Below are 26558 nucleotides of genomic sequence, written 5' to 3'. Positions count from 1 at the left end.
ATCACTGGAAGGTGTAGGTGACGTGGGTGAGGCGTTCGGACAGCTCCCACAGGTCTTTCGCCGTCGCCCGGTCGGCCGCGGCGGGCGGGAGGGCGACGATGCCGGGTGTGCCGCGTCCTTCCATCGGCCCCGTGGGGGCGACGAAGTCGCCCGCGGAGACGGCCGGGTCGGTCGCCGCGAACAGCGACGGCAGGGCCGCCTGGTCGGGCGCCTGCATCATGAGGGGCTGGATCACGCCGGAGACGATGGCCTTCACGACCCGGGGCACGTGCCGCTGGATGCCGGTCATGGCCGCGCCGGGATGGACGGCGACGGCGCTCAGGCTCGTACCGCCGGCGCGCCTCACCAGTTCCTGGGTGAAGACGACATTGGCCAGCTTGGACTTCGTATAGGCGCCCATGGGGGTGTACTTCCGCTCGCTCGCCACATCGTCGAACGTGGTCCCCCGGCTGCGGGCGACCCGGGCGCTGACGGTGACGACCCGGGAGGCGTCCGCGCCCAGCAGGGCGGGCAGCAGGTGGCCGGTCAGCGCGAAGTGCCCCAGATGGTTGGTGCCGAAGGTGAGCTCAAAGCCGTCCTTGGTGGTGCGGCGTTCGGGTACGGCCATCACGCCGGCGTTGTTGATGAGCAGATCGAGGGGCCGGCCGTGGGACAGCACCTTCCCCGCGGCGTCGGACACCGAAGTGAGGTCCGCGAGGTCGAGTTGCAGCGGTATCAGTTCGGCGGAGGGGACTTCCCGGGCGACGGCGGACGCGGCGTCCGCGATCGACGAGGCGGAGCGTCCGGCGAGGATGACGGCGGCCCCCGCGCGGGCGAGTTCCAGCGCTGTCTGGTAGCCGATGCCGGAGTTGGCGCCCGTGACGAGGGCGAGCTTGCCGCGCTGGGAGGGAATGTCGGCGGTGGTCCAGGTGGACGTGGACATGGGAGTTCTCCTTCGGTGAGGGAGGTGAGGCGTACGGGTGGGGCGTACGGGTGGGGCGTCGGCGCTCGTCAGCGGGCCTGAGCCGCTGAGCCGTTCTCGTACAGCGAGTTGATCCAGGAGGCGGTGCGCCCGAAAGCGACGTCGGCCAGCGGGGTGCCCATGTTGGTGAAGGCGTGCGCCGCTTCCGGCCACACGTCCAGGTCGGCCCGGTTGCCGGCGAGCTGCCAGAGTCCGGCGAGGAAGACCGAGTCGTCGCGCAGGGGATCGAGCGCGCCCACCGTGAACAGGGCGGGCGGCAGCCCGGTGAGGTCCGCGTAGAGGGGGGACAGGGACGGATCCCTGCGGGCGTCGGAGTCCAGCCCGGGCAGACCGAGGGCGGTCAGGCCGTCGAGCCAACTGCGCGGCAGGACAAGGGTGGTGTCGTCCGCGCGGCGGACGCTGGGTGTGAACGACAGGTCGTACGCACCGCAGTCGAGAAGGACCCCGTCGAGCAGGGCGAAGGCGGGCTCGGCCGCGTCGCGCAGGCGGAGGGTGACGGTGGCCGAAAGGTGTCCGCCGGCCGAAATGCCCCCGATCAGAAGGCTGCGGGTGCCGAACCGCGTCCGGGCCTCGGCGGCGGCCCAGCGAGCCGCGGCCAGGCAGTCGTCGATCTGTTCGGCGATGGTCGCCTCGGGGACAAGCCGGTAGTCCGGACTGACGACGGCCACCCCGCACGCCCGGGCGATGCGGTCGTTGAAGGCTTCGTCGTCCTCCGGCGCCCCGGCGGCCCAGCCGCCGCCGTGGATGTGCAGGAACACCCCCCGTACCGGGCCGTCCGGTGTGAAGACACGAAGGCGCAGATCGCCGCCCCCCGGGCCCGCGATGGTGATGTCCTCGGGCGGCAGGACGGACGAGGGCTGCGCGGGCGTGGTCATCAGCCGCAGCATGGCCAGTCCCTCCGCGGTAGTGACGTCGACCACCGGCATCCGCGCGAGTACCAGATTGGCTTCCTTCTGGGCGTCGATCAGCTTCGCGTCGAGACCGGTGACGACGGTGCCGTCGAAGGACACCGGGGAGGAAAGGGGGGAGGGAGACGAGGAGGAGCAGCGAGTCACGGGGATCGTCCTTTCCGGACGGAGAGTTCAGGGGGAGTCGAAGCGATCCGGGACGGTGACGGCGGGCGCTCGGCGCCGGGCCCGGATCAGGCGAGGAAACCGCCGTCGACGGAGAAGTGGGTGCCCGTGACGTAGGAGGCGGCGTCGGACAGGAGGAAGCAGATCGCCTCGGCCGTCTCGGCGGGCCGCCCTGCCCGCCGCGCGGGAATGCCCTCGGCGATACGGCGGGTCGACTCGGCGTCGGTGTCCGACATGGGAGTCGCGATCACACCGGGCTGCAACTCGTTGATCCGTACACCGCGTTCCGCGTACTCGACGGCGGCCGACCGGGTCAGCCCCCGTACACCGTGCTTGCTCGCGGAGTAGGCCCCGTACCCGGTGAGGCCCCGGTCCGCGTAGACGCTCGACACGTTGACGACGGCCCCGCCACCGGCGGCGCGTATCGCGGGGATCTGGTACTTCAGCCCGTAGAAGACCGCGGAGAGATTGATCGCGATCGTCTCGTCCCACGCCTCCACGGTGAGGTCGCCCAGATCGCTGATGCCGCCCGTCACGGCGGCGTTGTTCACGGCGAGGTGCAGCGCGCCGAACTCCTCGACGGTCGCCGCCACCGCAGCGCGCACCTGCTCCGCGTCACTCACGTCGGCGGGTATCTCCAGCGCCCGCCCGCCGGCCTCCGCTATCCGGCCGGCGACCTCCTTCAGGGGGGCCGGACGCCGCCCGACCAACCCCACCGCCGCGCCTTCGCGCGCCAGTTGCTCGGCCGTGGCCGCACCGATACCGCTCCCGGCGCCGGTCACCAGCGCCACTTTGCCCGCGAACCTTGCCATGACAGACATCACCCTTCGGCACGGTCGGCCGCTTTCGACCAACCAGATAGTTGATTGAAGCAGCGCCAAATCACACTGTCAACCATCCGGTTAGTCGATGACTGAGCCAGAACCCTTGCGGCAGGCGACTATGCACTTGCAGTTAACTAACCGCACGGTTGATTTGAGAGAGTCCACATGCATGCATCTTTCCAACCATTCAGTCGAAGACGGCCGCATCCGGACAGCCGTCGGCCTCAGCCGCGGGTGTCTTCGGGTTTTTGAGCGGAGGCCTCGCCGGCCGTCGCGGACGCGGTACGCGAGCTCGCGCGAGGCCGTTTCGACGGCCGACCGCCCTCGAAGCGCCCCGGCCGGCCGTCCTCAGAGACAACCAACCAGTTAGTAAGATACTCTGGGGGGATGATACGAGACGCTCAGGCCACCCAGCAGCGGCTGCTGGAGGCTGCCGCAGAAGAGTTCTCCCAGTACGGCATCGCCGGGGCGCGGGTCGACAGGATCGCCCTCGCCGCTCAGAGCAACAAGGCCCAGATCTACCACTACTTCGGCAGCAAGAACCTCTTGTTCGACGCGGTGATGAACGACCTCGTGGCCAAGACCGCGAGCCAGATTCCCATCGACGTCCATGACCTGCCGGACTACGCGGGGAAGCTCTTCGACCGTTACGAGGAAAATCCGCGGGTCGCCCGGCTCGCCACCTGGTACCGCCTGGAGCGCACCGTCACGACCGACCAGATCGAGGTGCTGGCCGACACCATTCACGACGAGCTGGAAGCGATCCGCCAGGCTCAGGTCGCGGGGGTGCTGCCCTCGCGGTACCGGCCCGCCGATCTGCTGAACCTGGTGCTCCACCTGTCGTTCCTGTGGGCCTTCGTCTTCCCCGAACTCCAAGGCCACTTGAAGAGGGACTCGCGCAGCCACCGGCGACGTGTGCTGACCGACGCGGTGGCGGCGCTGCTCACGGAAGACCACACCGCCCCGGAGGAACCAAAAGATCCGCCGGGCATCCCTAGCTGAGGCCCGCGCTTCTGGCCCGCTCGACCGCCGGGCCGATCGCGGCCGCGAGCGCCTCGACGTCCTCGCGGGTCGACGTGTGGCCGAGCGAGAAGCGCAGGGTGCCGCGTGCCAGGTCGGGATCGCTGCCGGTGGCCAGCAGAACGTGGCTGGGCTGGGCGATCCCCGCCGTGCACGCCGAGCCCGTCGAGCAGGCGATGCCCTGGGCGTCGAGCAGGAGGAGCAGCGAGTCGCCCTCGCAACCGGGGAAGCTGAAGTGCGCGTTGGCGGGCAGGCGGTCGACGGGGTCGCCGCCGAGGACCGCGTCGGGGACGGACTTCCGTACCGCGTCGACCAGTTCGTCCCGCAGGGCGCCGATCTCCCGGGCGAAGTCCGCGCGCCTCTCGGCGGCGAGGCGGCCCGCGACGGCGAAGGCGGCGATGGCGGGCACGTCGAGGGTGCCGGAGCGCACATGGCGTTCCTGACCGCCGCCGTGCAGGACGGGCACGGGGGTGTACTCCCGGCCCAGGAGGAGCGCGCCGATGCCGTACGGGCCACCGATCTTGTGGCCGGAGACGGTCATCGCGGCGAGTCCCGACGCGCCGAAGTCCACTTCGGTCTGGCCGACGGCCTGGACGGCGTCGGAGTGCAGCGGGATGCCGAACTCCGCCGCGATCTCGGCCAGTTCGGGTACGTGGGTGAGGGTGCCGATCTCGTTGTTGGCCCACATGACGGTGGCGAGGGCCACGTCGTCGGGGTCGCGCGCGATGGCCTCGCGCAGCGTCTCGGGGCGGACCCTGCCGTACGCGTCGACCGGAAGGTACTCGACGGTGGCGCCCTCGTGCGTGCCGAGCCAGTCGACCGCGTCGAGGACGGCGTGGTGTTCCACCGGGCTGGCCAGCACGCGTGTCCTGGCCGGGTCCGCGTCGCGGCGGGACCAGTACAGCCCTTTCACGGCGAGGTTGTCGGCCTCCGTGCCGCCCGAGGTGAAGACCACCTCGCTGGGCCGCGCACCGAGGGCCTCCGCGAGCGCCTCGCGGGCCTCCTCGACGGTACGGCGGGCGCGGCGGCCGGGGGCGTGGAGCGAGGACGCGTTGCCGGCGAGGCCGAGCTGGGCGGTCATCGCGTCGATCGCCTCTGGCAGCATCGGGGTGGTCGCGGCGTGGTCGAGGTAAGCCATGATGTGCTCGATTCTACGAGCCGTTGGAGCGAGCGCTCGCCGCCGGGGCCGGTGCGGGTGCGGGTGCCGGGTGCGGGTTACTGCTTGTCCTCAATCGCCGGACGGGCTTGGGTGTGCCGCTGCGGCCCGGTGGCCTGGTGCGGGTTGTCGCCGGGGGCCGGGCAGGGGTCGTGTCCTGCACTGCATGTTTTACGTCGCGTTCAACGACTCCGAATTGCGTGACGATCGCCATGCGACACAAAACACGCTCTACGTTCCGGACACGACCCCTGCCCGTCCCCCTTCCAGGCCCGCGTCAAAACCCGGCCCACCCCGGTGCGGGGGAAGTCATCTCCGCTACCGGGCCCGCGTTGAGGCGTTGGCCCACCCGGGCGGGCGGGGTCGTTCAGTCTCCCCGGCGGCGTGAGGGGGGCGGGGTCGGAGGAGGTGCGTGTGTCCGGACGTAAAGCGTCGCAACTCGCGCGAAGCGCGGTGAGGATAGCAGTCCGGACACACGTACCTCCGGAGGCCCCGCCCCCCGCCACCACGACAAACCCAGCCCGTCCGGCGATTGAGGACATCAGTGACCCGCGCCAGACACCGGGCGCAACGCTCTCGGCGCCCGCCAATGAAACCGCATCGCCAAAAGCCTCAGCACAAACGCGGTCACCGCCGCGAGGCCACTCGTCACCCCGTTCAGCGCGTCGAAGCGTATGCACAACGCCACCACGGCCGCGCCGACAATCGCCGGCACCGCGTACAGATCGCGGTCCCAGCGCAGCAGCGACGGCACCTCGTTGGCGAGTACGTCACGCAGCACCCCGCCCCCGACCGCCGTCGCCAGGCCCAGCGCCGCCGACGCGGTCAGGCCGAGGCCGTGGTCGTACGCCTTGGTCGTACCGGTGACACAGAAGAGTCCGAGCCCCGCCGCGTCGAAGACGTTGACCGCGCCCTGGATCCGCTCCACCTGGGGGTGCAGGAAGAACACCAGCGCGGTCGCCACCAGCGGGGTGGAGAAGTAGCCGAGGTCGGTGAAGGCCGCCGGCGGTACGGCCCCGATGACGAGGTCGCGCAACAGCCCCCCGCCCAGCGCGGTGATCTCGGCGAGCACCGCCATGCCGAAGACGTCGAAGTTCTTCCGGACGGCGAGCAGGGCGCCGGATATCGCGAAGACGAAGATCCCGGCGAGGTCCAGGGCGTGCTGGACGGAGGGGGTGATGAGGTCGTGGAGCACCCGGTCATTGTGCCGGGCGCCCCGGGCCGGGGTACCAGAAGGCTCCCGGCCCGCCTCTTCTCCGCCCTGCCCCCGGCCTACTCCTTGGTGGTGCTCTGCGCGCCGCCCGCCTCGGGAGCGGTGGCAGGAGCCTCAGAGGTCACAGCCTGCGACGCCGGCCCCGTCACGTCCACCAGCTCGATCGCGTCCCGCGCCGCCGCCAGCAGCACCGTGTCCTGCGGCGCCTGGTCGGGCGCGTTCTCCGGGTGGTGGCACGCCACCTGCTGGCCCGGCTTGAGCAGCTGCATGGGCGGGTCGATCGTCTTGCAGATCTCCGTCGCCTTCCAGCACCGCGTGTGGAAGCGGCACCCGGTCGGCGGCGAGATCGGCGACGGGACGTCGCCCTTGAGCAGGATGCGGTCGCTCTTCACACCGCGCCGCCGGGGGTCCGGGACGGGCACGGCGGACATCAGGGCCTTCGTGTACGGGTGCATCGGAGCCGAGTACAGCGACTCACGGTCCGCCAGTTCCACGATCTTGCCGAGGTACATGACCGCGATCCGGTCCGAGACGTGCCGGATGACCGACAGGTCGTGGGCGATGATCACGTACGTCAGGCCCAGCTCGTCCTGGAGGTCGTCCAGCAGGTTGACCACCTGCGCCTGGATCGACACGTCCAGCGCGGACACCGGCTCGTCGGCGACGACGAGCTTCGGGTTGAGCGCGAGCGCGCGGGCGATGCCGATGCGCTGGCGCTGGCCGCCGGAGAACTCGTGCGGGTACCGGTTGTAGTGCTCGGGGCTGAGCCCCACCAGCTCCAGCAGGCTCTGGACCTTCTTCTTGACGCCGCCCTCGGGCTCGACGCCCTGGAGCTTGAACGGCGCGGACACGATCGTGCCGATCGTGTGCCGCGGGTTCAGCGACGAGTAGGGGTCCTGGAAGATCATCTGGACGTCGCGCCGCATCGGGCGCATCCCGCGCACACCCAGGTGCGAGATGTCACGGCCCTGGAACTCGACCTGGCCGCCGGTCGGCTCCAGCAGACGCGTGATCAGCCGCCCCATGGTCGACTTGCCGCAGCCCGACTCGCCCACCACGCCCAGCGTCTCACCGGAGCGCACGTCGAAGTCGATGCCGTCCACGGCCTTGACCGAGCCGACCTGCCGCTGGAGCAGGCCCTTCCTGATGGGGAAGTGCTTCTGGAGCCCGGTGACCCTGAGCAGCGTCTCGCCCGGGGCGGGGTCCTTGGTCAGGAGGCCGGCGCCGGCGCTCTGGGCGGGAATCGTCACGTCTTTGTCCTCGCTCACAGCTTGGGCGCAATCTCTTCGGTCCAGATGCGGTCCCGGTCCTGCTCCGACATGTGACAGGCCGCCCAGTGCCCGCTCTCGACCTGGGTCAACTCGGGCCGCGTGGTGCGGGTGATGTTGCCCTTGGGTACGTCGGCGTAGGGGCAGCGCGGGTTGAAGGCGCAGCCCGTCGGCATGTTGATCAGGGAGGGCGGGGAGCCCTTGACCGGGATGAGGCGCTCGGTCTGTTCCCTGTCGATGCGCGGCATGGAACCGAGCAGACCCCAGGTATAGGGGTGCCGGGGCTCGTAGAAGACCTTCTCGGCGGGCCCGCGCTCGATGCACCGGCCGCCGTACATCACGAGGATGTCGTCGGCCAGTTCGGCGACGACGCCCAGGTCGTGCGTGATGATGATGACCGCCGAGCCGAACTCCTTCTGGAGGTCGCGGATCAGGTCCAGAATCTGGGCCTGGACCGTCACGTCGAGAGCCGTGGTCGGCTCGTCGGCGATCAGCAGGTCGGGGTTGTTGACCAGCGACATCGCGATCATCGCGCGCTGCCGCATGCCGCCCGAGAACTCGTGCGGGTAGGAGTCCACCCGCTTGTCGGGCTGCGGGATGCCGACGCGGTCGAGCATCTCGATGGCCCGGCGGCGCGCGGCCTTCTTGTCCACCTTGTGGTGGACCTGGTAGGCCTCGATGATCTGCTTGCCGATGGTGTAGTACGGGTGCAGGGCGGACAGCGGGTCCTGGAAGATCATCGCCATGTCCCGGCCGCGGAGCTTGCGCACCCGGTCCGGTGAGGCGGTGAGCAGTTCCTCGCCGTTCAGCCAGATCTCTCCGGAGACCTGCGCCTTGCGCTTCCCGTACTGCCCGGTGGTGTGCAGCCCCATGATGCCCATCGAGGTGACGGACTTCCCGGAGCCGGACTCACCGACGATGCCGAGGGTCTTGCCCTTCTCCAGCTGGAAGCTGAGGCCGTCGACCGACTTGACCAGACCGTCGTCCGTGGGGAAGTGGACGCGGAGGTCTCGTACGTCGAGAAACGCCTCGGAGGGGCGGGCGCCCCCGGCGACGGGCTCGCCGATGGCGGAGCCCGTCCTGCTCAGGTCGGTCATGCGAGCCTCACTCGAGGGTCGATCACGGCGTACAGGATGTCCACGGCCAGGTTCGCGAGAATCACCGCGAGGGACGTGATCAGCGTGACGCCCAGGATCACCGGCAGGTCCCGGTCGTTGATCGCCTTGAGCACGGCCTGGCCGAGGCCGGGAAGGCTGAAGGTCGTCTCGGTGAGGATCGCGCCGCCGATGAGGGCGCCGAGGTCCATGCCGAGCAGGGTGAGGATCGGCGTCATCGTGGAGCGCATGGCGTGCTTGCCGATGACGACGGGTTCGCTCAGGCCCTTGGCCCTGGCGGTGCGGATGTAGTCCTCACCCATCACCTCCAGCATGGTGGCTCTGGTGATGCGGGCGTACATCGCCGCGTACAGGAAGGCGAGCGTGACCCAGGGCAGGATCATGCCGCCGAACCATCCGGTGAAGCTGTCCGCCAGTGGTACGTACGAGGCGTCCAGCCAGCCCAGGCTGTAGTGGAAGATCGCCAGCGAGAGCAGACCGGTGAAGTAGATGGGCAGCGAGACGCCGCTCAGCGCGACGAGCATCGCGCCGCGGTCCCAGAAGGAACCGCGCTTGAGCGCCGACAGGACACCCGCCGCGAGGCCGAAGACCAGCCACAGGACGGCCGCACCGAGCGCCAGCGCCAGGGTCACCGGCAGACGGTCGGTGAGCACCGGCCAGATGGCCTGCTCGCTGCGGAACGAGTAACCGAAGCAGGGAGCGGCACAGTTGGTGACGTCTCCGCCGGCCGAGTAGGTGCGCCCGACAAAAATGCCCTTGAAGAACTCCCAGAGCTGGACGAAGATCGGGTCGCCCAGTTGGAGCTTCTGCCGGATGGCCTCCACGGCCGCGGCGTCGGACGTCTTGCCCACGTACATCGTGGCCGGGTCGACGCCCGCCCACTTGGGGACAAGGAAAAAGATGCAGAAGACCACCAACATGATGACCACCAGCATCACTGCGACGGCCATGAGCCGCCTGATGAGGTATGCGAGCACTGCTCTCGGCCCTGCGGCGGGACCGCGGGCCACCGGAGTTCGTCCGGTGGCCCGCGATCACGCCACGCCGGCCTTCACCTGCCTTTCGTGCCGTACGGCGGGTGTACCGGTGGTGGTTACTTCACAACGCCCAGGCTGGTGAAGTCGTAGTTACCGCTGTACCCGTCCGTCGTGTAGACGTTGGTCAGCCGGCTGGAACGCCAGTTGATGAACTTCTCGAAGGTGAAGGGCAGGTAGTACGCGCCCTCGCTCACCTGGTGGTTGATCTCGGTCGCGATGGAGGCCTTCTTCGCGGGGTCGAGCTCGGTGGTGAACTTGTCGAAGTTGGCGTCGATCTTCGGGTCCTTGATCAGCGCGAAGTTGTTGTTGGCGCTGGGCAGGATGTACTTGCTGTCCCACAGCGGCACGCCATAGCCCTGGACCGACGGGAAGTCGGGGCCCCAGCCCATGATGATGATGCCGTAGTTCTTCTTGTTGACGATCGTCGGGTTACCGATGATGCCCGAGGTCTGCGCACCGTCGTACTGGTCGAGCTCGGCGGTGATGCCGATCTTCTTCAGCGACGCCTGGAGCGACTGGGCGCTGGCGACCTCGACGGGCTTGTTGTTGCGGACCGCGATGGTGGTCTTGAAGCCGTTGGGCTGACCGCAGGCCTTGAGCTCTTCCTTGGCCTTCGCGATGTCGCCCTTGCCGTCGTTGGCGAGCACGTTGTACGGGTCGTACTGCTGGCCCTCGGAGCCCGGGACCGACGGGGGCAGCATGTTGGTGCCGATGTCGCCACCCGCGAGCGGGCCGCCACGCGCGGTCTGGATCGACTTGTGGTCGGCCCCGTAGATGACCGCCTTGCGGCAGTGGATGTTGTCGAACGGCTTCACGCTCTGCGGGAACACGGCGTACCGGATGTAACCCGAGACCGGGTTGTCCAGGTTGTTCTTGTGCTCCTTGAGCGCCTTGATGCGCGCCTGCGGGGAGAGACCGGTCTGCGAGAAGTCCAGGTCGTAGTCGCCCGCGAGGAGACGGTTGTCCATCTCGTCCGCGTTGGTGAAGAGCGTGATCGTGATCTTGTCCGGGAGCGCCTTGCGGACCGGGTCCGAGGACTGCTTCCAGGCGGTGTTACGGACGAGCACCGTGCCCTTGTTGGGCGTGTAGGACTCGAACTTGTACGGGCCCGAGGAGAACGGGTGCAGGCCGTACTTGGACTTGGTGTCCTTGTCCTTGCGGACCGGGGACGAGGAGGTCAGGGCGAGCATCTCCTGGAAGTCCGAGTTCGCCGTCGGCAGGTGGAAGACGATCGTCTTCGGGTCCGGCGTCTCGATGGCCTTCAGGCCGTCCTTGGACGTGTCCTTGTACGGGCCCTTGTACTTGCCCTTCGGGTCCAGGACGTCCTTCAGGTAGACCGGACCGCCGGACAGCACGTCCTGCGCCCACTGGCGCTCGATGCCGTACTTGACGTCCTCGGAGGTGATGGTCTTGCCATCCTCCCAGGTGATGCCGTCACGCAGGGTGTACGTGTAGGTCTTCCCGTCGGGGGAGACCTTCGCCAGGCCCGTCGCCAGGTCCGGGGTGACCTCGGCGCCGGGCTTGCCCGGCTCCGCCTTGTTCGTCACCAGCTGGCGGCTGTAGTACCGCATGAAGTTCCACACGACGCCGTAGTAGGCGCGCGTGGTGTCCCAGGAGTCGGTGTCCTGGACGCTCGCGAACTTGAGCGTGCCGCCCTTCTTGGCGGACGCGTTGGCGATCTTGTTGTTGCCCGCGTCGAAGCCGGCGGCGGCGCTCTTGCCGCCCTCGTCCTTCGTGTCGCTGCCGCCGCCGCACGCCGCGGTGCCCAGCAGTGCCGCGGACACGAACGCAGCGGCGAAGACCTGCTTGCGCCGACCTCTGGTGCGTAGGGATGTCACGATCTCGGATCCTCCGTGTGAGTAACTGCCCGTGTGGAATGGACGGGCTTTGATGTACCGCAGTTCAGCGCGAACCCTTCGGGTCGAGCGCGTCACGCACGCCGTCGCCGAAGAGGTTGAAGGAGAGCACGGTGATGAAGATGGCCAGACCCGGAATGATCATGTACATCGGATCCGAGTCGTAATAGCTCACCGCGGAGGAGAGCATCTGCCCCCATGAAGCGGTGGGGGGCTTCACCCCTACACCCAGGAAGCTCAGGGCCGCCTCGGTGAGGATGTTCGTGGGGATCATCATCGTGGTGTAGACGATGATCGGCGCGATGATGTTGGGCAGCAGCTCCTTGAACAGGATGTACGTCTGCCCGGCACCGAGGCTGCGGGCCGCCTCGACGTACTCCCGCTCGCGCAGGGAGAGCGTCTGGCCGCGGACGACACGGCCGACGTACGGCCAGCCGAAGAAGCCGATCACCAGGATCATCACCAGGAGCCGCACACCGCTGCCGCTCAGGCCGAGCATGTCGTTCGGCATGACGGAGACGAGCGCGATGATGAACAGCAGCTGCGGGAACGAGAGCAGCATGTCCATCACGCGGCTGATGAGCGAGTCCAGCCAGCCGCCGAAGTAGCCGGCGAGGACGCCGAGGATCGTGCCGAAGACCACCGCGACGAGGGCGGAGAGGAAGCCGACCAGCAGCGAGACCTGGGCGCCGTAGACGATCCGGGCGAAGATGTCGCGGCCGTTGACCGGCTCGACGCCGAACCAGTGGTCACCGCTGATGCCGCCGAAGGATCCCGTCGGGGTCGAGAAGAGAGGGTCGATCAGGTCTTCGTGGTAGTCGTCGGGCGACTGCCCTGCCAGGTGGGTGATCAGGGGCGCGAGGATCGCGACCAGGATCAGCAGAAGCACGACGGTGCCGCCGGCGAGAGCCAGTTTGTCCCGCTTCAGGCGCCCCCAGGCGATCCGGCTGAGGGAACGCCCCTGGACCGACTTCCCCGCAACGGCGGCGACTTCTTCAGTCGCGCTCGGGGCCGTTTCGGTGGTCGGCTCGTGCAATGGTGCCGTCATCGTGGCAGAAACCCTCTCTCAACCGGCGGTGACCGGCCCGCACTTGCCGCTGTAGCGGCCCGTTCCCTTAAGCAGCGCGAGCAGTGGTCTGACTCCGTCACGCGGGCCGAGCTACTCGCACACAGGCCCGAAAGGCCATGCATGCGGGGAGTCTTCATTGCCGCTGTGATCACCCGCCAGCCCCCCAGGGGAATGGATGCCTAACCGTGATGCTGTTAGAGGTGTTCCGTTATCCGGACTGCGGGTAACCATGGGCGGACGACTGCCATTGGCGGCGATATGACCACCAAGCGCGCCAAGCCCCCACCTTCCGGCGAATAGTGGACATTCCGCCCTCAAGCTCACGACCCGGGCGGCTCTACGCGCGTCCGGCCCGACCTTCCGCCCGCAATGCCTGTTTTGCCGGACACGGGTGGATGTAGTGTGCACGCTCCGTGCGGAGCGCTCCGTCTCAGTGAGCGCGCGACCCTCAGTAAGCGCGGGACGCGGGTGGCGGATATCCGTACCCCGTCGCCGGGGCCGGGGACGCGTGCGCCTCGCGGTCGTAGAAGGGCCGCGTGTTGGCCCGCAGCCACATCGTCACCGGGTCGTACTCGTCGGACATCGCGACCGTCGAGACGGGCAGCCCGTCCGGGACCGCGCCGACCGACTGCCGCATCATCGTGCGGACGGAGTCGACGGAACCGGGGCTCGTGTCGTACAGGTCCAGGCCGATGGCCAGGTACGGGGCGCCGAGCGCCGGCTGGACCCAGGCACGGCGCAGCGCCCGGACCGCGGGGGTGCGGTGCGCGTTCTGGGTGAGCTGGGCGTAGAACTGCGGGATCTCGATGGCCGGCTCGGACAGCCGCAGCGGTCCCGCGGGCATCCGGTCGAGGCCGGTGGCGATCCGGCGCAGGTCGAGCCAGGGGATGCCGAGGCCGCCGCCGGGGGTGTGCGGATTGAGCCAGATCCCCCAGCGGTCCGGATACAGGACACGGGCGATGTCGCGGCCCGTGACCACTTCGTGCGTACGGGTCCAGCCGCTGACGGCCAGCTCCTGGGCGGAGGTCACACAGGGCGCGTAACCGAGGCCCTCCACCTGCATGTTGCCGTACTGGGCGTCGGGCGAGCCCGCGCGGCCCTGCCAGAGGAGCATCCAGACCCGGTCCTCCGCCAGGGCCTGGAGCAGCGCCTCGTACGCGTCGTAGCGTCCTGGCGTCACCTGGCGGAGCAGCTGCTCGGCCCGGCCGGCCGCCGCGGTACCTGACGCGCTCACCCTGGGTCCCGCCCCTCTTCGATCCACCATTCGACCGTCTCCCCCCGCAACGCGGCGCGGCCCGTCATGAAACCAGCTTAAGCGGCGCTTATGACAGCGCCCCGACCGCATGGCCGCGCGTCCCGGGGCGTACGTCCCGGGACGCGGCCACGCGGGTACCCACCCGGGTCGTCCGCGCGCCCCAGGCCCGGCCGGCCCGGCCCACCCCTACCCGCGCCGGTAGAACGGGCGCACGCGCGCCAGCATCCAGGCGCCGACCGGGTCCTGCGTCATGTCCAGGAGGACGAGGTTGACCGGCCAGGGCACCTGGACCCGGCCGAGCGCGCGCCCGAGGGCGTCCATCGGCGCGTTGCGGTCCGTGGGGTCCGTGGCCTCCCAGGAGGAGAGCTGGACGCCCACGAAGAGCACGGGCGGCTCGCCCTCGACGCTGGCGAGGGCGCGGCGGGCCGAGACGACGACCCCGGACGCCTCGAACTCGGCGGAGGCCGCGGCGAGGAAGTCGACCGGGTCCTCCTGCCAGTCCGGCTGGAAGAGCCTGACCCGGCCGCCGGTGGCGGGGCCGTCGAGCGGGGTGCGGCCCACCCGGCACAGCTCGGCGACGGCGAGCGGCGGCAGCGGCATGCCGACCGCGCCGCCGGGGTTCACGACGATCCCGAGCTGCGGGGGCAGCCCGCGGGCGAACTCGCGCGCCGGGGCCACGGTGAAGGGCATGTGGGCACCGACGCACCCCATGAACTGCTGCTCGGAGCTGAACACCGGGACGTACGGGGCGCCTTCGATCTCGATCGTCGGCAGGTCGAGACTCTGGCTGTCGGGGCCGCCGCCCTGGGGCAGCGGCACCCAGACCTGGCTGCGCCCGAGCACCTCCACGAGCCGTCCGCCCGCGGCGTCGTTCCCGAGCGAGGCCGCGAGCACCTCTTCGAGCTCGTTGCCGGGCCATGCTGTGTCCACGCGCTCCACCCCTCCACTCACCTGCTTCCCTGCGGCAGCACCCTAGGGTGTGCCGCCCGTGAACGCGATGGCGGACAGGGTCCTGGCCGCCGGCCTGTCCAGCAGGGTCGCCGAGGCGCAGCCCCCCGGGAGGCGGCCCGACTCGGCGTCCTTGAGAAGGCGGCGGACCGCGCGCCGGTGGCGGGCGAACGCGTACCCCGAGACGCCCCGGCCGCGCTCGCGCTGGCCCGCGCGGGCCACCCCGGGCGTGACGTCCAGCAGGACGAGGTGGAGGCGGCGGCCGCGCACCCGGGCGTCGCGGGCCAGCCAGCGCCGTACCCAGGTCTGCGTACCGCAGTCGTGCACGATCACGCTCTCGCCGGAGCGCAGCGCGCGCCACAGCCCGGCGTAGTGGGCGATCCGCACCAGCGGGCGGTACACCGCGTACGGCAGGCGGCGGGGCAGCCGGCCCGCCCAGCGGTCCCTGGTGTCCTGCGAGTCGATGCCGCCGCCCGCGGCCGTCCTCCGTATCAACGTGGACTTGCCGCTGCCCGGCAGGCCGGAGACGACCACGACGTCCCCCGGCGCGAAGAAGAGGGTGCCCGGCACCCTGCCGTCCCGGCCGCGCAGGTCACGGACCACCGGTGCGGGCCGCGCCGGGACGTCCCGGGCCGCGGTCACACCCGGCTGGACGGGCACCCCGGACGCCGACACGCCCGCCGCCCCCGACGCCGCCACCCCTGTCGCTGTCACATACGCACCGGACCCCTGCGACGTCATCGCCGTCCCCCTGTCAGGTCGGACACCCTGGCCCTTGACTGGCCCTCGACCCCTGCCAGACCCTTGCCCAATAAAGTGTAAAGAATTGGTAATGCCACGCAAGCCTTTCACGGGGCGTGGCGGGTCGTCGCCACGTTCAGGGCCTCTCTCCCCCACCCGCGTGCGATGCGTGCGATGATGACGGCGCCAACTGCATACAGGCCGTTTGAATCCACGCGGGAGAGTCCCGGTTCACCGTGTGCGCCGGGCGCCGAAGGAGCAAGTTCTCCCCTTGAATCTCTCAGGCCCCGTACCGCGTGGATGAGGCAGATCTGAAAAGCGGGCCGCCGTCGCGGTCCCACCCAAGGTGCAAGTCACGACCGTGAGCACGTACGGAAAGTCGTCCGTGGTTCCGTACGGTCGTGGTGAACCTCTCAGGTTCCGATGACAGATGGGGAGGACCGTCCTCGTCGTCATGCCCTGGGAGTCACCACCATGAACTCTGCCCCGAGCAGCACCCCCCGCCTCACCGCCCTCGACGCGGTGCACCGCGCGCTGGGCGCGACCATGACCGACTTCGCGGGCTGGGACATGCCCCTGCGGTACGGGAGCGAGCGCGACGAACACCTCGCCGTCCGTACGAAGGCCGGCCTGTTCGACCTCTCGCACATGGGCGAGATCACCGTCACCGGGCCGCGGGCGGCCCAGCTGCTGGACCACGCGCTGGTGGGCAACATCGGGGCGGTCGCCGTCGGCCGCGCCCGCTACACGATGATCTGCCAGGAGGACGGCGGGATCCTCGACGACCTGATCGTCTACCGCCTCGGCGAGGACGAGTACATGATCGTCGCCAACGCCTCGAACGCCCAGACGGTCCTGGACGCGCTGACCACCCGCGCGGCGGGCTTCGACGCGGAGGTACGGGACGACCGGGACGCGTACGCGCTGCTCGCGGTCCAGGGCCCGGAGTCCCCCGGCATCCTGCGGTCGCTCACGGACGCCGACCTGGACGGCCTGAAGTACTACGCGGGCCTGCCCGGCACGGTCGCGGGCGTCCCCGCGCTCATCGCCCGTACCGGCTACACCGGCGAGGACGGCTTTGAACTGTTCGTCGAGCCCGCGCACGCGGAGACGCTCTGGCAGGCGCTGACCGAGGCCGGCGCCCCGGTCGGCCTGGTGCCCTGCGGGCTGTCCTGCCGGGACACCCTCCGCCTGGAGGCGGGCATGCCGCTGTACGGCAACGAGCTGTCCACGGCCCTCACCCCCTTCGACGCGGGCCTGGGCCGGGTCGTCAAGTTCGACAAGACCTCCAACGGAGGCGACTTCGTCGGGCGCAAGGCCCTGGAGGCCGCCGCCGAGCGCGCCGCCGCCGCCCCGCCGCGCAAGCTGGTCGGCCTGGTCGCCGAGGGCCGCCGCGTCCCCCGCGCCGGGTACGCGGTCGTCGCCGGCGGCGCGGTCGTCGGCGAGGTCACCTCGGGCGCCCCCTCCCCCACCCTGGGCAAGCCGATCGCCATCGCGTACGTCGACGCCTCGCACGCCGAGCCCGGGACGGCGGGTGTCGGGGTCGACATCCGCGGGTCCCACGAGCCGTACGAAGTCGTGGCGCTCCCGTTCTACAAGCGCCGGAAGTGATACGGACGTCTCGGACGTCACAGTCCCGCGACTCCACGGCCCGGCCGGAACCGGCCGGGCGGCCCGACCGCCCCTCCCGGCCGTCTCGATCCTCAAGACGGCCGTCCGGACCACTCCCCCTCGTACAGGAGAATTCAGCCCATGAGCAACCCCCAGCAGCTGCGCTACAGCAAGGAGCACGAGTGGCTGACGGCCGCCGAGGACGGTGTGTCGACCGTCGGCATCACGGAGTTCGCGGCCAACGCCCTCGGTGACGTCGTGTACGTCCAGCTCCCCGACGTCGGTGACACGGTCACCGCCGGTGAGACCTGCGGTGAGCTGGAGTCGACGAAGTCGGTCAGCGATCTGTACTCGCCGGTGAGCGGCGAGGTCACGGAGACCAACCAGGACGCCGTGGACGACCCCTCGCTGGTGAACTCCGCCCCCTTCGAGGGTGGCTGGCTGTTCAAGGTGCGCGTCACGCAGGAGCCGGGAGACCTGCTCACCGCTGACGAGTACACGGAATTTTCCGGCAACTAGACACCCCAGGGACTGTGATGTCTTCGAAGTCGCTTCTGAACACCCCGCTCCACGAGCTCGACCCGGACGTCGCCGCCGCTGTCGACGCCGAACTCCACCGTCAGCAGTCCACCCTCGAAATGATCGCCTCGGAGAACTTCGCTCCGGTCGCCGTCATGGAGGCGCAGGGCTCCGTCCTGACCAACAAGTACGCCGAGGGCTACCCCGGCCGCCGCTACTACGGCGGCTGTGAGCACGTCGACGTGATCGAGCAGATCGCGATCGACCGCGTGAAGGAGCTCTTCGGGGCCGAGCACGCCAACGTGCAGCCGCACTCCGGCGCCCAGGCGAACGCGGCCGCGATGTTCGCGCTGCTCTCCCCCGGCGACACGATCATGGGTCTCAACCTCGCCCACGGCGGGCACCTGACCCACGGCATGAAGATCAACTTCTCCGGCAAGCTCTACAACGTCGTCGCGTACCACGTCGACACCGAGACCGGTCAGGTCGACATGGCCGAGGTCGAGCGCCTCGCCAAGGAGTCGCGTCCGAAGCTGATCGTGGCCGGCTGGTCCGCGTACCCCCGTCAGCTGGACTTCGCGGCCTTCCGCCGCATCGCGGACGAGGTCGGCGCCTACCTGATGGTCGACATGGCGCACTTCGCCGGACTGGTCGCGGCGGGCCTGCACCCGAACCCGGTGCCGCACGCCCACGTCGTCACCACGACCACGCACAAGACCCTCGGCGGCCCGCGCGGCGGAGTGATCCTCTCCACCCAGGAGCTGGCGAAGAAGATCAACTCCGCGGTCTTCCCCGGTCAGCAGGGCGGCCCGCTGGAGCACGTCATCGCGGGCAAGGCGGTCTCCTTCAAGGTGGCGGCCTCGGACGAGTTCAAGGAGCGCCAGCAGCGCACCCTGGACGGCGCCCGGATCCTCGCCGAGCGCCTGGTCCGGGCCGACGTCACCGAGCACGGTGTGTCCGTCCTGTCCGGCGGTACGGACGTGCACCTGGTCCTGGTCGACCTGCGGAACTCGGAGCTGGACGGCCAGCAGGCCGAGGACCGGCTCCACGGCATCGGCATCACGGTCAACCGCAACGCCGTCCCGAACGACCCGCGCCCCCCGATGGTCACCTCGGGCCTGCGGATCGGCACCCCGGCGCTCGCGACCCGCGGTTTCACCACCGAGGACTTCGCCGAGGTCGCGGAGATCATCGCCGCGGCGCTCAAGCCGGACTTCGACCGCGAGGCACTGGCGGCGCGGGTCACCGCGCTGGCCGCGAAGCACCCGCTCTACCCCGGCCTGTAGGCACCGGGCCCCACCCGGGCCCCCGCCGCCTCAGCGGATCGTCATCGACCGTACGGCTCTCCGTACGGCCCGCGTTCGTGAGGCACCGCGCACACTGGACCGTGAGCGCGGTGCCCCGCACCCCGTACACCCGTGATCTCTGCACCACCCCGGCAGACAACGGCGTCTACCAACCAGCTAGGAGTCCCTCCCGTGGCCATCTCGGTCTTCGACCTCTTCTCGATCGGCATCGGCCCGTCCAGCTCCCACACGGTCGGCCCGATGCGCGCGGCGCGCATGTTCGCCCGCCGGCTCAAGAACGAGGGGCTCCTCGCCCACACCGCGAGGGTACGGGCGGAGCTGTACGGCTCCCTCGGCGCGACCGGCCACGGCCACGGCACCCCCAAGGCCGTCCTCCTCGGCCTGGAGGGAAACTCCCCGCGCACGGTCGACGTGGAGCGCGCGGACGCCGAGGCGGAACGTATCCGCACCGGCGGGCGCCTCAACCTGCTGGGCATGCACGAGATCGCCTTCGACGTGGACGAGGACCTGGTCCTGCACCGCCGCGAGGTCCTGCCGTACCACGCGAACGGCATGACGGTCCTCGCGTACGACGCCGACGGCGGCCTGCTCCTGGAGAAGACGTACTACTCGGTGGGCGGCGGTTTCGTCGTGGACGACGACGCGATCGGCGAGGACCGCATCAAGCTGGACGACACGGTCCTCACCCACCCCTTCCGCACCGGCGACGAGCTGCTGCGGCTGGCCGGCGAGACGGGCCTGTCGATCTCCGCGCTGATGATGGAGAACGAGAAGGCCTGGCGCACGGAGGACGAGATCCGGGCCGGGCTGCTGGAGATCTGGCGGGCCATGCAGGCCTGCGTCTCGCGCGGCATGTCCCGCGAGGGCATCCTGCCCGGCGGCCTCAAGGTCCGCAGGCGGGCCGCGAACACCGCGCGCCAGCTGCGCGCGGACGGCGACCCGCAGGCGCACGCGATGGAGTGGATCACGCTCTACGCGATGGCCGTGAACGAGGAGAACGCCGCCGGCGGCCGGGTGGTCACCGCCCCCACCAACGGCGCCGCGGGCATCATCCCGGCGGTCCTGCACTACTACATGAACTTCGCGGCCGGCGGCGCCACCGCGGCGGAGAAGGACGAGAGCGTCGTCCGCTTCCTCCTCTCCGCGGGCGCCATCGGCATGCTCTTCAAGGAGAACGCGTCCATCTCCGGCGCCGAGGTCGGCTGCCAGGGCGAGGTCGGCTCGGCCTGCTCGATGGCCGCGGGCGCCCTGGCCGAGGTCCTGGGCGGCAGCCCGGAACAGGTCGAGAACGCCGCCGAGATCGGCATGGAACACAACCTGGGCCTGACCTGCGACCCGGTCGGCGGCCTGGTCCAGATCCCGTGCATCGAACGCAACGGCATGGCGGCGGTGAAGGCCGTCACGGCGGCGAAGATGGCCCTGCGCGGCGACGGCAGCCACAAGGTCTCCCTGGACAAGGTCATCAAGACGATGAAGGAGACGGGCGCCGACATGTCCGTCAAGTACAAGGAAACGGCCCGCGGCGGCCTCGCGGTGAACATCATCGAGTGCTAGGACGAGACCGCCGGGCGGGCGCGTACGTACCTTTTACGGACGGAGGCCGGACTTCGCCCGGCCGGTCTCCGGGTCGAAGGGGAAGGAGACGTGCTGGTGGACCATCGTCCACTCGCCGTCCCTCCGCCGGAACACACGCGTGCCCCGTGACCAGCTTTCCGCTGTCTCTCCGTCAGGCCGCTCCGCCCGCATCCGGTTGAGGCCCCAAGCGACGGCGACGTCCTCCCGGACCAGGATCCTGAGGTCCGGGACGTCCCAGTCGACGGCTCCGGCAGCCGCTTCGAGCCCCCGCTCGCACTCCTCCCGGATGCTTTCCCTGCCGAGGTACTGAAGCGGCGCATTGTGTTCGTACGAGACGACGTCCTCGGCGATGTGGGACATCAGCCCGTCCAGATCGTTCGCGGCGGTGCCGTCGTACCACCGATGGTGGACCGCGCGCACCTCCTGCTCGGCGGCGGCGGGGGCGGCCCCGGCGTCGGAGGTGTGGGGAAGGCCACCTCGTCCCCGGCGGTGACGTCCAGCGACTCGATCTCGAACACGGCACCCTGTGCCTGCCACCGCCACCGGACTCATCTCACAGCCGGCTGGCTTTTCCGCACCCCACGCCGTCCGCGTCCCGCATGCGGGTGTCCATCGGGGTGCTGCGGTCGTACGGGTCGGCCTCGGCGCCCTCTCCCCGGTCCGCGACCGCGCGTTCGGCGCTGAACGCGGGGGTGAAGTAGCCGGTGAACGTGGAGCAGCCGCCATTGGCGGAGTCCACCTTGTACGAGACGAGCGAGAACGTGCCCGGCTCGATGAACACCTTCGCCGGGTCGTCCCAGCTCATCACCACCTCGCGGCGCACGATCGTGCGCGCGACCTCGTCGCTGCCGGACGAGGCCCGTACGAGCGGATAGACGTACGTGACATCCGTGCTCACCTCGACCGCGCCGCGCTCGCCCTCCCGGTACGTGATCAGCCCCCGGGTCTTGACCACGTCACCGGCGAGCCGCACTTTCGCGCTGTCGAACCGGCTGAACAGCAGCAGAGGGTCGTTCTCCCGGGTGGGCGCGGTGAACGTGGTCGCCAGGTAGTCCCGGACGTCCTGCTGACGGGGGTTGACCGCCGCGATCGCCTTCGCCGGCCGCTCTCCGCGCAGGACCGCCGGGTCCAGGCTGGACGCGATCAGGAAGTCGCGGCTCCGGTCGAGTGCCCGCGCGACCTCCGCCTTGGTCATCCAGCCGGTCGCCCGTGCCGCGGGCAGGCCCAGACCCGTCGCCCCGTCGCTCCACAGCCGTGCGGGCGACCCCCTGAACGGGTCGTCGACGGTGGGGAGTCCGGCCGCCGCCTCCGTCGGCGGCGGCTGGTCGGGGCGTACCGTCTCGGCGGCGGGCGGCGCGCTGTCGGCGACGGCGTCCCCGTTCCCCCACCATCCGGTCACCCGGCCCGGCAGCAGTGCCACGACCAGCACACCGATCGCGACCAGCAGTCCGAGCACGTACCAGCCCCTGCCCCGGCGCCGCCGGGCCGGTGTGTGGGTCCGCCACCCCGCCGGGGGGCCGGTCTGCTCCGCCAGCCGCCGCGTCACCATCCGTGCCCGTGCCGACGGCTCCTCGGGCGCGCCCGGCGTCCCGGCCTCGGCCTCGCGCAGGAACCGCTCCCACTCCTCGTCCGGTATGGACCCCTCACCCACGACGCGCTCCCCGTCTCTCTTCGCACACGCCCGGCCCCTCCCCAGGGCCGACAGTCATTCGTGATCATCACACAGCACTCTGACACCGGCCCGTGGGCAACGTAGAATTCGCCGGGTGACGTCCGTCAAAGCGCAGAACTGCATCGTCTTCGGGCCGTTGGAAGGCGAGATCATGGACGTGCTCTGGGACGCGCCGGAGCCGTTGACGGTCCGGGACGTCCTCGGGCGGCTCAACCGCGCCCGCGAGACGCCCCTCGCGTACACCACGGTGATGACGGTCATGAACCGGCTGTCGGACAAGGGTGCGGCCGACCGGGTCAAATCCGGTCGCTGCTACTGCTATTCGGCCGCTGTGTCGGACGAGGCGGCGATGGCCGTACGGGAGGTCATCCGCGACTTCGGGGTGGACGCCGTGGCGCACTTCATCACCGAGGCCCAGAACTCCCCCGATCTGCTGGCCCGCCTGAAGCGGTTGATGGTGGAAGGGCCCGGGGCCTGACCCCTGCCGTCCGGCCGGGCGGCGTCACGTCTGTCGGAAATCTTTCAATCGCCGACCCGTGCACCCCCACCCCAACTACTATCCACACGTAGTAGATGCGTGGTGTCCGTCCGCGCGAGACAAGTCATCGACAGCTGTGGAGGAAGTCCCATGAGTTCGCTACCCGTTGACACCGGAGGAGCAGGCGCTCAGGTCAACCGAGGTCTGGTGATGGCTGTCCTGGGCGGTTGTTTCCTCGTCGTGATGATGGACAACACCATCCTCAACGTCGCGCTCCAGACGCTCCAGACCGAGCTGGGGGCCTCCAACGCGGAGCTCCAGTGGGCGCTCGACTCGTACATCCTCTTCTACGCGGCGCTCATGTTCTCCGCCGGCATCCTCGCCGACGCCTTCGGCCGCCGCCGGGTGCTGTTGATCGGCCTGGTCGTCTTCGGGGTGGCGTCGGGCTTCGCGGCCTGGGCCGACACCCCCGACCAGCTCATCTTCTGGCGGGCCGTCATGGGCGTCGGCGGCGCGGTCGTACCCCCCGCGACACTGGCGGTCATCAACGACATCTTCCCCCGCGAGGAGCGCGGCAAGGCGATCGGCATCTGGTCCGCGCTCGGCGGCCTGTCCATCGCGCTGGGCCCGATCATCGGCGGCTTCCTCCTGAACCACTTCTGGTGGGGATCCGTCTTCCTGATCAACGTGCCCGTCGTGGTCGGCTGCGCGGTGCTGCTCCTGTTGATCCTCCCCGAGTCCCGCGCCGCCGCGAAGCCTCAACTCGACCTGCCGGGCGTTCTGTTGTCGATCGTCGGCATCGGTGCGCTGATCTACGGAGTGATCCGCGGCGGCGACACGAACCACTGGACGAGCCCCGAAGTCCTCGGTTCCATTCTGGGCGGTGTGGCGCTGCTCGCCCTGTTCATCCGGTTCGAGAGCCGCGCCGCGCTGCCCGCGCTCGACGTGAAACTCCTGCGCAACAAGGCGTTCGCGGCCGGGACCGCCTCCCTGGCCCTGTCCTTCTTCGCCCTCACCGGCGGCACGTTCCTGATGGTGTTCTACATCCAGGGTGTACGCGGTTACAGCCCCCTGGAGCTGGGCCTCATCCTCCTTCCGGTCGCCGTCGGTACGGTGGTCTCCGCGACGCAGAGCAACACCCTGGCCGGCAAGTTCGGCCCCAAGGCGACCGTCACCGGCGGTCTTCTCCTGCTCGCGCTGGCCTTCACCTGGCAGGCGTGGGTCAAGGCCGACACCGCGCTGTGGCTGTTCGAGATCAACCTCGGGCTGTCGGGCCTGGGGCTGGGGCTCGTCATGGGCACCTCCACCACGGTCACGATGGCGGTGGTCGCGCCGGAGAAGGCCGGGGTCGGAGCGGCCGTGAACAATACGCTGCGTCAAGTCGGCGCCGCGCTGGGCGTGGCCGTCCTCGGCTCGGTGCTCTCGGTGCGCTACCGCGACGAGTTGGGCGCCGCGACCGACGTGCTCCCGCCGGATCTGAGGGAGTCCGCATCCGAATCACTGGGCGGCACACTCACCGTGGCCCAGCGGATCCAGGAGAGCGGCACGGCCGGATCGGCCCCGGTCAAGGAGGCGCTTCCCCACCTGCTCGGCGCCGCCCAGGATTCGTACATGGCCGCGATGCATTTCTCCTTCGCGATCGCCGCGAGCGCGCTCGCCGTGGCCGCCGTGGTGGCCGCGGTCTGGCTGCCGGGCCGGGCCGGCGACAGCGCGGCCGGGGAAACGGAAGGTCCCGGGAAGCCCGTACGGAAACCGGTACGCGAGGAAAACACCCCGGCCACCTGAGACCGGTCGGCGGGGATCAGGCGTCCATTCTGTTCAGCAGATATCCCCGGCCATGAATCGTGTCCAGCGAAAGCCCCACGGACAAGAGCTTGCGCCTGAGCCGCATGATGTGCAGGTCCAACGCGTTCCTGCTCGTCGAGCGATGGGCCGAGGAGAGCCTGGCCGCCAGTTCCTGGCGGCCGGCCACCTTGGACATCCGCTCGACGAGGAAGCGCACCACCACGGTCTCCGTGGCGGTCAGGGGGGTGAGGGACGTGCCGAACCGCAGTATTCCGTCCTCGTCCACCAAAGGCTGCGGATAGTGGCCGACCTTGGCCCGCAGGGATGATATCCGGGCCTTGAGTTCCAGCGGATCGACGGGGACCCGGATCCAGTCCTCGCCCGTCCCCTTCAGCTCCGGAACGGAGACGCCCGGGGCCACCAGAAGAACACAGGGAATTCCCTCACGTCGCAGAGCGGCCAGCCTCGTCAGCTCGGTCGGCCAGCGGACAACCTGCACGTCCTGCATGGTACCTACTTTTCTCGATCAATTTTCTCCGGAACTCGTGAAAGGGCAAGGCCCGCACATGAATACGCATGCGGGCCTTGCCTGTTCAGCAATACGCGGTGAAGACGCGCTCTCCCTATACGGTCACCACATGGCCGGGTGACGCGGTGTCAGCGACGCCGAGGCGTGGAGCTGCGCCGCGAGCGAGACCAGGGAGGGCTCGTCCGCGTAGCGCCCACCGAGCATCACGCCGGTGGGGAGCCCGTCGGGGTTCCAGCTCAACGGGACGCTCACGGCGGGGAGTCCGGTGAGGTTGTAGACGGTGGTGTACGGCATGAACGCGGTCATCCGCGCGAAATCCGCCGCCGGATCCTTGTCCTCGCACAACTCGCCGGTGAGGACGGGAGGTTCGGCCAGCGTCGGGGTCAGGATCACGTCGTACGCGCTGAACAGCAGGTCGGTGAGCATCTGGCCGACCCCGCGGAACGTGCGGAGAGCCTGATGGTACTGCCGGGCGGTGACCGTGTCCGCAATGTCACGCAGATACGCGGTGAACGGCATCAACTCCCCTTCCTCGTAAGGCTCCAGCTCGTAGCTCGCAGCCTCCACCGACCACACGTGGGTGAACGCCTCGACGATGCCGCCGTCGGCGGGCATCTCCACTTCCTCGACCGTATGACCCAGGGCGGCCAAAGTCCCGGCGGCGGCGCCGTACGCGGCGGCGCAGTCGGGGTGGAGTTCGGCGTCCGGCACCATCGGGGCGCGCAGGCCCGCGATCCGGAGCCGGCCGGGCTCCCTGCCGGCGTGGTCGAGCAGCGTGCCGCCGCCCGGATAGCCGGGAGCCGTGTACACGTCGCCCGGCATGCGGCCGGCCATCGCGTCGATGAGCGCCGCCGCGTCCGCGACCGTACGGGCCAGCGCGCCGTGCGTGGACAGGCCGGTGATGTCGGGCCGTGAGGGGCCGTTGCTCACCCGGCCCCTGCTGGGCTTGATCCCGACGAGGCCGCAGGCGGAGGCCGGGATGCGGACGGATCCGCCGGCGTCGGTGCCGTGCGCCAGCGGGGCGAGCCCGGCGGCGACGGCCGCCGCGGACCCGCCGCTGGACCCGCCGGGGGAACGCTCCGGGTCCCACGGGTTGCGGGTGGGCGGACCGAGCCGGTTCTCGGTGTAGCACGGCAGGGCGAACTCGGGGAGGTTGGTCTTCCCGAGCAGGACCGTGCCCGCGGCGCGCAGCCGGGTGACGACGTGGTCGTCCAGGTCCCCGACGCGGTCCGTGAAGGCCCGGGAGCCGGCGGTGTACCGCACGTCGGCGACCTGGACGAGATCCTTGACCGCCAGCGGGACGCCATGCAGCGGGGACAGCCGCGTGCCGTCCCTCCTGGCGGCGGCCGTGTCCCGGTCGGCCTCGGCCGCCTGTTCCCTGGCGAGGTCCGCGGTGACGGTGAGGTACGCGCCGAGGGACCCGTCCTCCCGGTCGATGCGGTCGAGGTAGTGGTCCGTCAGCGCGACGGAGGACAACTCGCCCCCGGCGACGGCCGCTCCCTGTTCGAGAGCGGTCAGATCGTGGAGTTCAGCCATGAAGGGGTGC

The 26558-nt window shown here is 70.0% G+C and carries 24 protein-coding genes and 1 riboswitch; of the genes, 7 read left to right on the top strand and 17 right to left on the bottom strand.

Translation table 11 applies throughout. The features are described 5' to 3' along the window. Position 1: 1 nt before the first annotated feature. From ACIO1C_RS27775 to ACIO1C_RS27765, 3 genes are all read right to left on the bottom strand, one after another. On the bottom strand, positions 2 to 922 hold the full coding sequence (locus ACIO1C_RS27775; RefSeq protein ID WP_401868241.1) for an oxidoreductase: 921 nt from the start codon (positions 920 to 922) through the stop codon (positions 2 to 4). A 68-nt stretch (positions 923 to 990) separates the two neighbouring features. Then, a complete protein-coding gene (locus ACIO1C_RS27770) occupies positions 991 to 2016 on the bottom strand; it encodes an alpha/beta hydrolase (protein WP_401868240.1) in 1026 nt (341 codons plus the stop codon). Positions 2017 to 2102: 86 nt separating this feature from the next. Then, positions 2103 to 2846, bottom strand: coding sequence for an SDR family NAD(P)-dependent oxidoreductase (locus ACIO1C_RS27765; RefSeq protein WP_401868237.1), 744 nt, complete (start codon positions 2844 to 2846; stop codon positions 2103 to 2105). 399 nt (positions 2847 to 3245) lie between these two features. On the opposite strand from ACIO1C_RS27765, the gene ACIO1C_RS27760 reads away from it, so the two are divergent. Continuing rightward, the gene (locus ACIO1C_RS27760; RefSeq protein ID WP_401868235.1) at positions 3246 to 3860 is read left to right on the top strand and encodes a TetR family transcriptional regulator; all 615 of its coding nucleotides are present in this window, start codon (positions 3246 to 3248) and stop codon (positions 3858 to 3860) included. Here ACIO1C_RS27760 and ACIO1C_RS27755 read toward each other — a convergent pair. The 10 genes from ACIO1C_RS27755 to ACIO1C_RS27710 form a co-directional block, all read right to left on the bottom strand. Continuing rightward, positions 3853 to 5016: a cysteine desulfurase family protein gene (locus tag ACIO1C_RS27755; protein WP_401868232.1), complete on the bottom strand. Its 1164-nt coding sequence runs from the start codon at positions 5014 to 5016 to the stop codon at positions 3853 to 3855. The genes ACIO1C_RS27760 and ACIO1C_RS27755 overlap by 8 nt on opposite strands. Positions 5017 to 5575: 559 nt before the next feature. Beyond that, entirely contained in the window at positions 5576 to 6229 is a 654-nt protein-coding gene (locus tag ACIO1C_RS27750; RefSeq protein WP_401868229.1) for a trimeric intracellular cation channel family protein, read from the bottom strand. Positions 6230 to 6306: 77 nt separating this feature from the next. After that, complete coding sequence (locus ACIO1C_RS27745) at positions 6307 to 7497, bottom strand: ABC transporter ATP-binding protein (protein WP_401868226.1); 1191 nt, start codon at positions 7495 to 7497, stop codon at positions 6307 to 6309. A 14-nt stretch (positions 7498 to 7511) separates the two neighbouring features. After that, positions 7512 to 8612: an ABC transporter ATP-binding protein gene (locus ACIO1C_RS27740; RefSeq protein ID WP_401868223.1), complete on the bottom strand. Its 1101-nt coding sequence runs from the start codon at positions 8610 to 8612 to the stop codon at positions 7512 to 7514. Continuing rightward, entirely contained in the window at positions 8609 to 9607 is a 999-nt protein-coding gene (locus ACIO1C_RS27735) for an ABC transporter permease (protein WP_161309850.1), read from the bottom strand. Before ACIO1C_RS27735 ends, ACIO1C_RS27740 begins: the two co-directional genes overlap by 4 nt. A 116-nt stretch (positions 9608 to 9723) precedes the next feature. Continuing rightward, a complete protein-coding gene (locus ACIO1C_RS27730) occupies positions 9724 to 11505 on the bottom strand; it encodes an ABC transporter substrate-binding protein (RefSeq protein WP_401868220.1) in 1782 nt (593 codons plus the stop codon). A gap of 64 nt (positions 11506 to 11569) precedes the next feature. Continuing rightward, positions 11570 to 12571, bottom strand: coding sequence for an ABC transporter permease (locus tag ACIO1C_RS27725; RefSeq protein ID WP_161309848.1), 1002 nt, complete (start codon positions 12569 to 12571; stop codon positions 11570 to 11572). A 469-nt stretch (positions 12572 to 13040) separates the two neighbouring features. After that, a complete protein-coding gene (locus ACIO1C_RS27720) occupies positions 13041 to 13826 on the bottom strand; it encodes an enhanced serine sensitivity protein SseB C-terminal domain-containing protein (RefSeq protein ID WP_401868218.1) in 786 nt (261 codons plus the stop codon). 207 nt (positions 13827 to 14033) lie between these two features. Further along, positions 14034 to 14777, bottom strand: coding sequence for an enhanced serine sensitivity protein SseB (locus tag ACIO1C_RS27715; RefSeq protein ID WP_401868216.1), 744 nt, complete (start codon positions 14775 to 14777; stop codon positions 14034 to 14036). A gap of 42 nt (positions 14778 to 14819) precedes the next feature. Beyond that, entirely contained in the window at positions 14820 to 15536 is a 717-nt protein-coding gene (locus ACIO1C_RS27710) for an AAA family ATPase (RefSeq protein WP_401868214.1), read from the bottom strand. A gap of 206 nt (positions 15537 to 15742) precedes the next feature. Then, positions 15743 to 15841: riboswitch (glycine riboswitch) on the top strand. Between the two features lie 169 nt (positions 15842 to 16010). Between ACIO1C_RS27710 and gcvT the strand changes: the two genes are divergently transcribed. The 4 genes from gcvT to ACIO1C_RS27690 all read left to right on the top strand — a co-directional run bounded on the left by gcvT (position 16011) and on the right by ACIO1C_RS27690 (position 20527). Further along, positions 16011 to 17147 carry a glycine cleavage system aminomethyltransferase GcvT gene (gene gcvT, locus ACIO1C_RS27705; protein WP_401868211.1) on the top strand — a complete coding sequence of 379 codons (1137 nt, stop codon included), beginning with the start codon at positions 16011 to 16013 and terminating at the stop codon, positions 17145 to 17147. A 141-nt stretch (positions 17148 to 17288) separates the two neighbouring features. Then, complete coding sequence (gene gcvH, locus ACIO1C_RS27700; protein ID WP_401868209.1) at positions 17289 to 17666, top strand: glycine cleavage system protein GcvH; 378 nt, start codon at positions 17289 to 17291, stop codon at positions 17664 to 17666. Positions 17667 to 17683: 17 nt separating this feature from the next. Beyond that, on the top strand, positions 17684 to 18952 hold the full coding sequence (gene glyA, locus ACIO1C_RS27695; protein ID WP_401868206.1) for a serine hydroxymethyltransferase: 1269 nt from the start codon (positions 17684 to 17686) through the stop codon (positions 18950 to 18952). Positions 18953 to 19144: 192 nt separating this feature from the next. Continuing rightward, positions 19145 to 20527, top strand: coding sequence for an L-serine ammonia-lyase (locus ACIO1C_RS27690; protein ID WP_401868203.1), 1383 nt, complete (start codon positions 19145 to 19147; stop codon positions 20525 to 20527). A 33-nt stretch (positions 20528 to 20560) separates the two neighbouring features. Here the strand turns inward: ACIO1C_RS27690 and ACIO1C_RS27685 are convergent, their stop codons facing one another. Together ACIO1C_RS27685 and ACIO1C_RS27680 are read right to left on the bottom strand one after the other, a co-directional pair. Beyond that, positions 20561 to 20968: a YybH family protein gene (locus tag ACIO1C_RS27685; protein ID WP_401868200.1), complete on the bottom strand. Its 408-nt coding sequence runs from the start codon at positions 20966 to 20968 to the stop codon at positions 20561 to 20563. Positions 20969 to 21101: 133 nt separating this feature from the next. Continuing rightward, entirely contained in the window at positions 21102 to 22199 is a 1098-nt protein-coding gene (locus tag ACIO1C_RS27680; protein WP_401868197.1) for a hypothetical protein, read from the bottom strand. A 115-nt stretch (positions 22200 to 22314) separates the two neighbouring features. On the opposite strand from ACIO1C_RS27680, the gene ACIO1C_RS27675 reads away from it, so the two are divergent. Both ACIO1C_RS27675 and ACIO1C_RS27670 read left to right on the top strand, forming a co-directional pair. Beyond that, positions 22315 to 22698 (top strand): BlaI/MecI/CopY family transcriptional regulator, encoded by a 384-nt coding sequence (locus ACIO1C_RS27675; protein WP_401868194.1) that lies wholly within the window; start codon positions 22315 to 22317, stop codon positions 22696 to 22698. Between the two features lie 150 nt (positions 22699 to 22848). Further along, entirely contained in the window at positions 22849 to 24483 is a 1635-nt protein-coding gene (locus ACIO1C_RS27670; RefSeq protein WP_401868191.1) for a DHA2 family efflux MFS transporter permease subunit, read from the top strand. Between the two features lie 16 nt (positions 24484 to 24499). Here the strand turns inward: ACIO1C_RS27670 and ACIO1C_RS27665 are convergent, their stop codons facing one another. Together ACIO1C_RS27665 and ACIO1C_RS27660 are read right to left on the bottom strand one after the other, a co-directional pair. Next, complete coding sequence (locus ACIO1C_RS27665; protein WP_401868188.1) at positions 24500 to 24991, bottom strand: winged helix-turn-helix domain-containing protein; 492 nt, start codon at positions 24989 to 24991, stop codon at positions 24500 to 24502. A gap of 123 nt (positions 24992 to 25114) precedes the next feature. Continuing rightward, positions 25115 to 26548: an amidase gene (locus ACIO1C_RS27660; protein ID WP_401868185.1), complete on the bottom strand. Its 1434-nt coding sequence runs from the start codon at positions 26546 to 26548 to the stop codon at positions 25115 to 25117. Between the last annotated feature and the right edge of the window lie 10 nt (positions 26549 to 26558).

Source organism: Streptomyces sp. NPDC087420, from assembly GCF_044744165.1.
Lineage (GTDB): Bacteria > Actinomycetota > Actinomycetes > Streptomycetales > Streptomycetaceae > Streptomyces.
This window is presented reverse-complemented; position numbering and strand designations above follow the sequence as displayed.

What these genes read in the sequence shown, in the direction of transcription:
- ACIO1C_RS27755 (WP_401868232.1), bottom strand. Translation starts at nt 5,016, where the DNA reads ATGGCTTACCTCGACCACGCCGCGACCACCCCGATGCTGCCAGAGGCG.
- ACIO1C_RS27660 (WP_401868185.1), bottom strand. Translation starts at nt 26,548, where the DNA reads ATGGCTGAACTCCACGATCTGACCGCTCTCGAACAGGGAGCGGCCGTC.
- ACIO1C_RS27740 (WP_401868223.1), bottom strand. Translation starts at nt 8,612, where the DNA reads ATGACCGACCTGAGCAGGACGGGCTCCGCCATCGGCGAGCCCGTCGCC.
- gcvH (WP_401868209.1), top strand. Translation starts at nt 17,289, where the DNA reads ATGAGCAACCCCCAGCAGCTGCGCTACAGCAAGGAGCACGAGTGGCTG.
- ACIO1C_RS27760 (WP_401868235.1), top strand. Translation starts at nt 3,246, where the DNA reads ATGATACGAGACGCTCAGGCCACCCAGCAGCGGCTGCTGGAGGCTGCC.
- glyA (WP_401868206.1), top strand. Translation starts at nt 17,684, where the DNA reads ATGTCTTCGAAGTCGCTTCTGAACACCCCGCTCCACGAGCTCGACCCG.
- ACIO1C_RS27670 (WP_401868191.1), top strand. Translation starts at nt 22,849, where the DNA reads ATGAGTTCGCTACCCGTTGACACCGGAGGAGCAGGCGCTCAGGTCAAC.
- ACIO1C_RS27725 (WP_161309848.1), bottom strand. Translation starts at nt 12,571, where the DNA reads ATGACGGCACCATTGCACGAGCCGACCACCGAAACGGCCCCGAGCGCG.
- ACIO1C_RS27710 (WP_401868214.1), bottom strand. Translation starts at nt 15,536, where the DNA reads ATGACGTCGCAGGGGTCCGGTGCGTATGTGACAGCGACAGGGGTGGCG.
- ACIO1C_RS27775 (WP_401868241.1), bottom strand. Translation starts at nt 922, where the DNA reads ATGTCCACGTCCACCTGGACCACCGCCGACATTCCCTCCCAGCGCGGC.
- ACIO1C_RS27765 (WP_401868237.1), bottom strand. Translation starts at nt 2,846, where the DNA reads ATGGCAAGGTTCGCGGGCAAAGTGGCGCTGGTGACCGGCGCCGGGAGC.
- ACIO1C_RS27665 (WP_401868188.1), bottom strand. Translation starts at nt 24,991, where the DNA reads ATGCAGGACGTGCAGGTTGTCCGCTGGCCGACCGAGCTGACGAGGCTG.
- gcvT (WP_401868211.1), top strand. Translation starts at nt 16,011, where the DNA reads ATGAACTCTGCCCCGAGCAGCACCCCCCGCCTCACCGCCCTCGACGCG.